A 9,451-nucleotide genomic window follows, 5' to 3' on the forward strand; every position below is an offset into this window, starting at 1 on the left:
TATGAAATATATTATAGGTGTCTTATGTGTTACATATCTTCCTGCATATGCTTTTGCTGAACAGTTACAGGACAATACGAATGTGCCGGTTCCAAGTATTCCGGATACGATTGACAGCAAAAGTAAAAACACGCAGATAAAGATGAATGAACAGGAGCAAGATAATAACGTTGCACAGCTTTTTTTAAATATTTCTATTAATTCCAACCCTTCTGAGGATTTAGTAGCCGTAAGACAAGATCAAGATAAAAAATTATATATCCGTGCCCGTGACTTAAAAACTTTAAGACTAAAAATGGATGATTCCATTTCTGATAGCCAATGGATTTGTCTTAATGAGCTTAAAGATATCCGGTTTAAATACTTGGAGAATGAGCAGTCTTTAAACTTACAAGTACCTCCTCACATGATGACAGGCTATTCGGTTGACTTAAAAGGGCAGCAGATCACCAGTCCGCAGCTACTTAAAATAAAGCCTTTAAACGCTGCAATCCTGAACTATAGCCTGTATCACACCATAACTAATGATGAGAATGTTTTCTCTGGTTCGGCAGAGGGAATTTTCAACAGTGCGATCGGTAACTTTTCGTCTGGTGTGTTATATAACGGAAATGATGAAAATAGTTATAGCCACGAAAAATGGGTACGTCTGGAAAGTAAATGGCAATATGTAGACCCTGAAAAGATCAGGATATATACCCTAGGGGACTTTATCTCCAATAGTTCAGATTGGGGCAGCAGCGTCCGCCTTGCAGGCTTTCAATGGTCGAGTGCCTATACTCAACGTGGCGATATTGTCACTTCGGCACTGCCACAATTCTCCGGTTCAGCCGCACTGCCTTCAACACTGGATTTATACGTTAACCAGCAAAAGATTTATTCAGGACTTGTCCCGTCAGGCCCTTTTGATATTAAACAGCTCCCGTTTATTTCCGGAAATGAGGTCACACTTGTAACTACGGATGCCACTGGACGGCAGAGCATTACCAAAAAGCCTTACTATTTTTCATCCAAGATTCTGGCAAAAGGTATTAATGAGTTTTCAGTGGATGTTGGGGTTCCGCGCTATAACTATGGCCTATACTCGAACGATTATGACGATGCTACCTTTGCATCAGGGGCAATTCGATATGGTTACAGCAACTCATTAACCTTAAGCGGTGGGGTGGAGGCTTCAACAGATGGTTTGTCTAACATTGGAACAGGCTTTGCCAAGAACCTGTTCGGTATTGGGGTGATTAATGCTGATATTGCAGCAAGCCAGTATAAAGATGAAAACGGTTATTCTGCCTTGTTGGGTTTAGAAGGTCGGATTAGTAAAAATATTTCTTTTAACACCAGTTACCGCAAAATATTCGATAACTATTTTGATTTGGCACGCGTATCTCAGGTTCGATATTTAAAAGATAATCAGAGCGATGCTGAGTCACAAAACTACCTCAACTACAGTGCGCTGGCAGATGAAATTTTTAGGGCAGGAATTAACTATAACTTTTATGCAGGTTATGGGACCTATCTGGGGTATAACCAGATTAAATATAGTGATAACCAATATAAACTGCTATCGGCCAATTTAAGTGGAAGTCTGAACAAGAACTGGGGATTTTATACCTCTGCCTATAAAGATTATGAAAATCACAAGGACTACGGTATTTACTTTGCGCTGCGATATACACCTTCGAATAAATTCAATGCCATTACTAGTGTTTCTAGCGACAGCGGTAGATTGAGTTATCGACAAGAAATTTTCGGTTTGTCGGACCCGCAAATTGGGTCATTTGGATGGGGAGGCTATGTTGAGCGAGATCAGGATAACCACGACAACAATGCATCGATCTATGCCTCTTACCGTGCCCGTGCTGCTTATTTGGCAGGTCGCTATAACCGAATTGGAGATAACGATCAGGTTGCTCTTTCGGCAACGGGATCTTTGGTAGCTGCAGCAGGACGGCTCTTTGCGGCCAATGAAATTGGAGATGGATATGCTGTTGTCACTAATGCAGGCCCACAAAGCCAAATCTTAAATGGTGGAGTAAATTTAGGCTTTACGGATAAATCAGGGAGATTTTTGATTCCTAGTCTCATGCCATATCAAGAGAACCATATTTATTTAGATCCTTCATTCTTGCCTCTAAATTGGAGCGTTAACTCCACTGAACAAAAAACTGTTGTAGGTTATCGCCAAGGAACAATGATTGATTTTGGCGCACATCAGGTCATCTCAGGATTAGTGAAACTTGTTGATAAAAATAACTCACCGTTATTACCGGGGTATAGCGTTCAAATTAATGGACAGCAAGATGGAGTGGTTGGCTATGACGGTGAAGTGTTTATTTCAAACTTATTAAAACAAAACAAACTTGTAGTCGATCTTCTTGATCATGGCTCATGCCAAGTTGACTTTACCTATAACAGTAATCAGTACTCAACTAAAAAATTGGGACCTTATGTATGTCATTAAATTTTATGAATAAGGCTCAAATAGAGAGCTATAAAAAACTTCCACGGTCTTTAAAATACTTCATAGGCATTTGCTTATTTTATCTCGTTTATGCATTTTTTAGTCCTGCACAAGCTGCTTGCACGGTAAGCGGGACTACAAATAGTACTTTTAATTACACTGCAGCAAATATTAATAGTGATGCAACCGTAAACCTTTCAGGAACAATTACTTGTACGAATTTAGGACTTCCCCAGATTTCTAATTTTATGTGTATGAAAACCGTATTTACAGGAGCAACCACTGCGAATAATAGTGTGACTTTACCCTATACAGTTACTGCAACTGTAGGCGGGGCTGGTTCTTCTACTACCAACCAAACCTCCAATGTGTGGTATGGTCCAGTAGCAACAGTCGCATCAAATAATATTGTGAGTTACTCGGTAAATATAAAAGTACCAGCTCGAACGGGGTCTCTCATTGCATATCCTAAAGGAACCTATACGGCTTCGGTTCGGTTGTATTGGGATATGGATCTTTTGGGTTTGTCATGTGGTGATTTACTTGGTGGCTGGGATTCTGGTGATACATTACTAACAGCAAACTTTGTGGTCCCAAGTCTGTGCCAATTAAACTCAACTTCAACTGTAGATTTCGGCAATATTAATGATATTGGTACGACTAAGCGTGATTACACAGCTCAAGGAGCAGTGAATACTACCTGCAACTATGGAACACCTTATAGCATTTATTTAGGGGATGGAAACCACCGCATAGCTGGTGGTTTTAGGCGTATGATTCATGACAATAATGATTATATTCCCTATCAGCTATATAAAGATTCTAACTATAGTACGGTATGGGATGCCACAGGAGGTGTAACCAATGTTGGTGGTTCAGGTGGAGTCTCAAAAACTGGTACAGGTAGCGCCCAAAGTACACCCGTTTATGGAAAAATTCCGCAAGGTACTTCCATTTCAACTAAACCGGGAAACTATTCTGATAGTGTTGTTGTGACAGTGACTTATTAATTTTAAAACTATACGTGGATCTTTTATTTCAATAGATCCGCGTAATACCTTTGATATTGTCCAAAATAGTTTGAGTATAAAAAGAGAAAGTTAAAATATTCTTAGTTTTTGAAACTTGGTCGTCATCAAAAACAGTTTGACTTAAAAAGACATTCTGTATATTTAATAATTAGTTCCAAAAAGGAACTGAATAGCAAAACAGGCAATTAAAAATAAAGGTGAATAAATGTCGGATATTATTTTGCATCAATGGGAAATTTCTCCATTTTGCCAAAAAGTTGCAAGAGCTTTGAAATTTAAGGGAATCCCATACGAAACGATTAATTACAACGGTATTCTTGGAGCGAAAGTACCTTTGCTCAGTAAAGTGGGCAAAGTACCTGTTATTGACCATAAAGGACAGCGTATACAAGACAGTACCCGTATCGCTCGCTACCTAGACGAAACTTTTCCGGATACACCTCGACTTTATCCCGAAGATCCAAATCAAAAAGCACTTGCAGAACTTTGGGAAGACTGGGCAGATGAATCACTCTATTTTTATGAAGTATATTTAAGGGTAAATGATTCGGAAGCTTTAGAAGAAGCAATTCGTATTAGCAGTATTGGCCGCCCTGCATATGAAAAACCTATGGTGAAGGGTTTTATTTTAGCTGAACTAAAAACACAGCTTTTCTTTCAAGGCTTGGGCAGAATGAAAGCTGAAAATGTTGAAGAAGAATTTATACGACACCTCGACCGTGTTGAGCAGGTTTTATCACAAAGTGAATGGTTAGTAGGTGAGAATCAAACGATTGCAGACATAGCTGTAGTTGCTCAACTTGGTGAAGTCATTCGTACAAGTAAGAAGTTTGGTAAGGAAATCTTGGATCGTCCATTTATGGCAACATGGTATAAAAAACAAACAGGTTGAGACGACTATGGCATCAGCAACACCAGATAAAATACGAGATTGTGCAGTTGTTATTGGCGTTGGGGCATCACAGGGCATTGGTGCTGCCGTATGTCATCGCTTTGCAAAAGAGGGCTTAAAAGTTTACGTTGCTGGACGTACTTTCCAAAAAATTGAGGCAGTAGCTGTCGAAATTCATGCCAATGCAGGTGAAGCTGTGGCATTTCGTTTAGATGCAGAAGATATCAATCAAGTACAGGCATTGTTTGACACCATCATAAGTCAGAATGAACGCATTACTGCAGTTATTCATAATGTTGGGGGAAATATTCCCTCAATTTTTTTACGCAGTCCGTTATCGTTTTTTACTCAAATGTGGCAATCCACTTTTTTATCAGCCTATTTAGTTTCTCAAAGCTGTTTAAAAATATTTAAAGAACAAAACCACGGTACGCTTATTTTTACCGGAGCCAGTGCTTCGTTGCGTGGAAAGCCTTTTTTTGCAGCTTTCACTATGGGGAAATCTGCCTTGCGGACTTATGCATTAAACTTAGCTCAAATTTATAAAACTCAAGGCATTCATATTGCTCATGTCATTATTGATGGAATGGTGGATGGCGACAGAATTAATAAAGCTTTATTTGGTCTAGGACGTTTCATTCGACTCACACGGGGAACGGGTGGACTCAATATTAATGCAATAGCTGACAACTATTGGATGCTCTACCAGCAAAGCCCTGAGCTTTGGACACACGAGCTAGATTTATGTCCATACCAAGAAAAATTTTGAGAGACTCATATGCTAAAAACAATATTTCAGAAGTTTCAAAAAAAGCAGGGCTGTGTGGTTATTGCAGGTCATGATATAGAACTACTCGACCAGAACTTTGTAATTTTAGACAAAAATGAGCAATCTCCATTGCATGTCTATCAAGCTGTGCATGATTCTAGCGTTCAGAATATACAAGTAAACCGTGTAAATGATGGCATAACGAGTGTCCGTTTAAACTTGGTGAATACTGAGCATATAAAAAGCTTACTAAAATATATTGCCAGCCATAGTCATAATATTGAGTTATGCGTGTTTCAGCCAAATTTTTCATCTGCGCCAAATATTGAAGCTTTATCTTTAGAAGAAATTGAGCACAGTTGGCAAACAACGGGTTTAAGCGCAGTGAGCGTGTCACAAGCAGTGATTAAACTAATGCTAAAGCAGCAGCGAGGCACTGTTATTTTTCTTGGAGCGCCATCTAATAACTCGACTCACTACGATGTGTTAAGTCAAAGCATGTTTGCGAGTATTCGAGCGTTATCACAGTCATTGGCAAGAGAGTTTCAGCCCAAAGGAATACACGTGACATATTGCATGGTGGAAAAATGGGATGGGCAAAACCAGCACTTTATTTCATCTGTTAAACAAGTCTGTCAGCATATCTATCAGCAGCCAAATTCTGCATGGAGCCAAGAGCTTAGCGTGTCTTGAGATTTTACTTTCGAGTGTTCTTAAAATAGAGTACTGCTTTGGAATGACAACAGAACAATAATTTTGAAGGTACTTAAATGTTAAATATTAAGAATATTCAACAAACGGTTAAAGTAGCGACTACAGTGGCAGCTTTGATGTGCTTTTCTTCACTGGCACAAGCATATCAATATGAGCAAACCGCGCGTTTAATTAACGAACGCTTATCTTATATGAAAGATGTCGCAGGTTATAAGGCAGAGCAGCATTTACCGATTGAAGATTTAACACAAGAAAAGAAAGTACTCGATCAATCGCTTTCTGAAACCGACTCTTTTGGGCTTAACAGCGAAACAGTAAAGCCATTTATAGTGGCGCAAATGGATGTGGCTAAAGCAATCCAGTACCGTTATCGCGCCGACTGGTTGTCGAGTCCGGAAACCAACTGGAAGCCTCAAGACTTAAGCGAAGTACGCGTAAAAATTAGCGCTTTAAACACGGAGCTGCTAAAAAATATCGCCTATGAACTTAAGAAAAATAATAATAAAGCGCCTCATAGCTGTAGCTATATGTGGCCTGTTCAGCATCCTCAACTTAAAGAAGCTGACAAGAGGGCTTTATGTGTAACATTGAATAAAATCAAATTAAAACAATGAACCACCCAAAGCCGTTCCTATAAGCAAATTATTCAATCAACATTAAATCGGCAGTATTGGCAGATTTAAGTGGTCGTAAAGCAAAGGTTGAACGCGTGTGGCGGATTCCTTTAATCGAGTAGAGCTTTTTACGTAAAAAACGTTCGTAATGCTCGGCATCTTTTACGGCTACTTTCACCAAATAATCATAGTCGCCCGTAACTAAATGCGCTTCGACCACTTCCGGAATGTCTGCCAAAGCCTCGCTAAAGTTTTCTAACATTTCATCATCGTGGCGTTCTAGGGTAATTTCAATAAAAAACAACTCATGAATGCCAATCGCTTTGGGGTTTACGTTTACGGTATAGCCTTCAATAATTTTTAGACTTTCTAAACGTTTGAGTCGAGTCCAGCAAGGCGAAGATGAAAGCCCGACTTCTTCGGCGAGCTGTGCAACCGTTAAACGGCCATTTCTACGTAGGGCAGATAATATTTTCCGATCTATGCGATCTAGTGTGTATTCTGTGCTGTTCAAAATATAAACCAAAGAAGATTCTTCTGTTAATTTTAAATATACGTGATTTTTATGCTGATATCATTTAAAAAAACTGAAAATTCAGTAAACATTTTGAGCGACACAGCCATACACTATTTCTATGCATCGGACTCTACTGGATAGGAGTTGTGATGAAGCAAAGAGCACTGTTTCAGTAAGGGTGACTAAACAGTGCTCTTTGCGGATCTTACCCAAAAAATCAAATATTAGGAATTTTTGATTCATACATTAGAATCATCAAATACTGGTTTAATAATAATCATAAATATATTCTTATTGATCATAGCGCTCATCTTTCCAAAAATCTTATTAAATATCCTAAATGACTAAATATTATTATTGAAATTCATAAAAGCACATACTTTAATCCCTAACCAAAGTACTAATTTAACACTTAAATAGGGAAGTAAAATAAATAATATATACTTGTTAAAACTTAATCACCTAATTTTAATAAGGTGATTAAATATTCGAAAGAGAAGAAGGTTATCCTGTTTTCTTTATTATTAATAGACACTTAGAGATAATTATTATTTAATACGCCCGCAATATTATGACTAATACTTTTAATAACTTTGTCGGGGAAATAATGCGTAATTTTTTAGTAACGATTTTCACTTTATTAGTAGGAACATCAATTTATGCGAGTCAAGAATCTAAAAATCTTCTAGAGCAAACACAATGTGAGAAAGCAGTAGAGCTTCATGGTTTTTTAAGCCGAGCTCAACTTGACTGTAACTATCACTATTATTCAGAAGAGTTAAAAGAGGCTGCCGCAAAATGTACTAAACATGATCTCGGCGAAAAATATGGTAGAGAGGTTATGAAATTTGGGATGAAGGAATTTGAAGAGCGGAAGAAAGAGGATGCACAAGGCCACTTTTGTCATAAGGTTTTAAAAGAATTTCCAAAATATATTAAACAATAAAAAAATAAGGTTTTAAAAACCTCTTCTAGCAAGCCGATAAGATGGATTTAATTATTCATTTTATCGGTCTATAAATTTACTAGTTAAATTAGAGAATAATTCTTAAAAAATTAGCTAATATAAAACTTCACCTTGTTTTAGATCTAACAATAATCATTTTTTAGTTTGAATCCCTTATTGTAACCATAAAAATAACATTTCCTTCCTTGGATTAGCCGTTCGTTAAGAGGTGGTCCCACATGTTTGAACAACTAAAAGCTTATTTATAAGTGATACTCTGCTCTAGTTAAGCTACCTTATTTTGTTGTGGTAGCTGGTCATAGTAAAACTCATCTGGAGTCATTTTGTCCAGACTCGAATGAGGTCGTTTCAAATTATAAAATTCAAAATATGCGTTTAATTGCTTCTTCGCATCCAAAACATTGCTGTAGGCTTTGAGATACACCTCTTCATATTTAACGCTCCGCCATAATCGTTCAACCATCACATTATCAACCCATCGACCTTTACCATCCATGCTGATTTGGATGTCATTTGATTTCAATACATCAATAAATGCATCACTGGTAAACTGACTGCCTTGGTCTGTATTAAATATTTCAGGTCGACCATATTTTTCAATAGCTTCATTTAATGTTTCTATGCAAAATGTAACCTCCATACTAATCGATACTCTATGCGCAAGTACCTTGCGGCTATGCCAATCAATCACAGCACATAAATAAACAAAGCCTTTTGCCATAGGGATATACGTTATATCCGTAGACCACACTTGATTACTGCGCTGAATAGCCAATCCTTTGAGCAGATATGGATATTTGCGGTGAGCTTGATTAGCCTGGCTTAAATTTGGTTTGCAATATAACGCATTAATGCCCATTTTCTTCATTAAAGTACGTGTATGACGTCGTCCTATATGATGTCCTTGACGATTCAACAAATCACGCATCATACGGCTACCTGCAAAAGGGTATTGCATATGTAACTCATCCATACACCGCATCAGCTTCAGATCTGATGCACTCACAGGTTTTGGGCGATAGTAATAACAACCACGGGAGACTTTCAGCAGCTGAGCTTGCTTAGATACTGAAATCTGAAGTGAGTCATCGATTAACTTTTGTGGTTGAAGCGGCCCAGTTTCTTCAACACACCTTCTAAAAAATCAATTTCTAATGCCTGCTCACCGATTTTTGCATGTAGTTTTTTTAGATCGATGGGTGGTTCTGTTGGAGCTTTTGATTGATCGAAAGCTTGCGAGGAAGCTGAAATCAGTTGATTTTTCCAGTCGATAATTTGGTTTTGATGAACATCAAATTCAGCACTCAATTCAGCAAGTGTTTTTTCTGCTTTAATCGCAGCAAGTGCTACCTTAGCTTTAAAATCATTTGAATGATTTCTTCTTGGTCTACGTGCCATAAAATACTCCATATATTGATGTTTATAACATCATTTGGGGAGCAAAATATCACTTATAAGTGTTGTTCAAATTTCCTGATCCACCTCT

The 9,451-nt window shown here is 37.9% G+C and carries 9 protein-coding genes; 7 read left to right on the forward strand and 2 right to left on the reverse strand.

The annotated features are described in order from the left end of the window. Position 1: 1 nt before the first annotated feature. The 6 genes from MKL36_RS14950 to MKL36_RS14975 all read left to right on the forward strand — a co-directional run bounded on the left by MKL36_RS14950 (position 2) and on the right by MKL36_RS14975 (position 6,481). Positions 2–2,461: a fimbria/pilus outer membrane usher protein gene (locus MKL36_RS14950; protein WP_021510434.1), complete on the forward strand. Its 2,460-nt coding sequence runs from the start codon at positions 2–4 to the stop codon at positions 2,459–2,461. Continuing rightward, positions 2,452–3,471, forward strand: a complete 1,020-nt coding sequence (locus tag MKL36_RS14955) for a Csu type fimbrial protein (protein WP_000055764.1) — start codon at positions 2,452–2,454, stop codon at positions 3,469–3,471. Before MKL36_RS14950 ends, MKL36_RS14955 begins: the two co-directional genes overlap by 10 nt. A 226-nt stretch (positions 3,472–3,697) precedes the next feature. Beyond that, positions 3,698–4,384: a glutathione S-transferase family protein gene (locus MKL36_RS14960; protein WP_021510435.1), complete on the forward strand. Its 687-nt coding sequence runs from the start codon at positions 3,698–3,700 to the stop codon at positions 4,382–4,384. Between the two features lie 7 nt (positions 4,385–4,391). Then, positions 4,392–5,153 carry an SDR family NAD(P)-dependent oxidoreductase gene (locus tag MKL36_RS14965; protein WP_021510436.1) on the forward strand — a complete coding sequence of 254 codons (762 nt, stop codon included), beginning with the start codon at positions 4,392–4,394 and terminating at the stop codon, positions 5,151–5,153. 9 nt (positions 5,154–5,162) lie between these two features. Further along, the gene (locus MKL36_RS14970; protein ID WP_021510437.1) at positions 5,163–5,846 is read left to right on the forward strand and encodes an SDR family NAD(P)-dependent oxidoreductase; all 684 of its coding nucleotides are present in this window, start codon (positions 5,163–5,165) and stop codon (positions 5,844–5,846) included. Positions 5,847–5,923: 77 nt separating this feature from the next. Next, the gene (locus MKL36_RS14975) at positions 5,924–6,481 is read left to right on the forward strand and encodes a chorismate mutase (RefSeq protein WP_021510438.1); all 558 of its coding nucleotides are present in this window, start codon (positions 5,924–5,926) and stop codon (positions 6,479–6,481) included. Positions 6,482–6,509: 28 nt separating this feature from the next. On the opposite strand, the gene MKL36_RS14980 is transcribed toward MKL36_RS14975, so the two are convergent. After that, the gene (locus tag MKL36_RS14980) at positions 6,510–6,995 is read right to left on the reverse strand and encodes an Lrp/AsnC family transcriptional regulator (RefSeq protein ID WP_001089197.1); all 486 of its coding nucleotides are present in this window, start codon (positions 6,993–6,995) and stop codon (positions 6,510–6,512) included. Positions 6,996–7,605: 610 nt separating this feature from the next. Here MKL36_RS14980 and MKL36_RS14985 point away from each other — a divergent pair. Next, entirely contained in the window at positions 7,606–7,944 is a 339-nt protein-coding gene (locus MKL36_RS14985; RefSeq protein WP_031222469.1) for a hypothetical protein, read from the forward strand. Positions 7,945–8,230: 286 nt separating this feature from the next. Here MKL36_RS14985 and MKL36_RS14990 read toward each other — a convergent pair. Further along, a protein-coding gene (locus tag MKL36_RS14990; protein WP_085944219.1) for an IS3 family transposase occupies positions 8,231–9,375 on the reverse strand; the annotation gives its coding sequence in 2 pieces (ribosomal slippage) (positions 8,231–9,111 and positions 9,111–9,375; 1,146 coding nt in all). Positions 9,376–9,451 lie beyond the last annotated feature (76 nt).

The organism is Acinetobacter sp. AOR12_HL (genome assembly GCF_027855275.1).
GTDB lineage: Bacteria > Pseudomonadota > Gammaproteobacteria > Pseudomonadales > Moraxellaceae > Acinetobacter > Acinetobacter baumannii.

What these genes read in the sequence shown, in the direction of transcription:
- MKL36_RS14950 (WP_021510434.1), top strand. Translation starts at nt 2, where the DNA reads ATGAAATATATTATAGGTGTCTTATGTGTTACATATCTTCCTGCATAT.
- MKL36_RS14985 (WP_031222469.1), top strand. Translation starts at nt 7,606, where the DNA reads ATGCGTAATTTTTTAGTAACGATTTTCACTTTATTAGTAGGAACATCA.
- MKL36_RS14960 (WP_021510435.1), top strand. Translation starts at nt 3,698, where the DNA reads ATGTCGGATATTATTTTGCATCAATGGGAAATTTCTCCATTTTGCCAA.
- MKL36_RS14970 (WP_021510437.1), top strand. Translation starts at nt 5,163, where the DNA reads ATGCTAAAAACAATATTTCAGAAGTTTCAAAAAAAGCAGGGCTGTGTG.
- MKL36_RS14965 (WP_021510436.1), top strand. Translation starts at nt 4,392, where the DNA reads ATGGCATCAGCAACACCAGATAAAATACGAGATTGTGCAGTTGTTATT.
- MKL36_RS14975 (WP_021510438.1), top strand. Translation starts at nt 5,924, where the DNA reads ATGTTAAATATTAAGAATATTCAACAAACGGTTAAAGTAGCGACTACA.
- MKL36_RS14955 (WP_000055764.1), top strand. Translation starts at nt 2,452, where the DNA reads ATGTCATTAAATTTTATGAATAAGGCTCAAATAGAGAGCTATAAAAAA.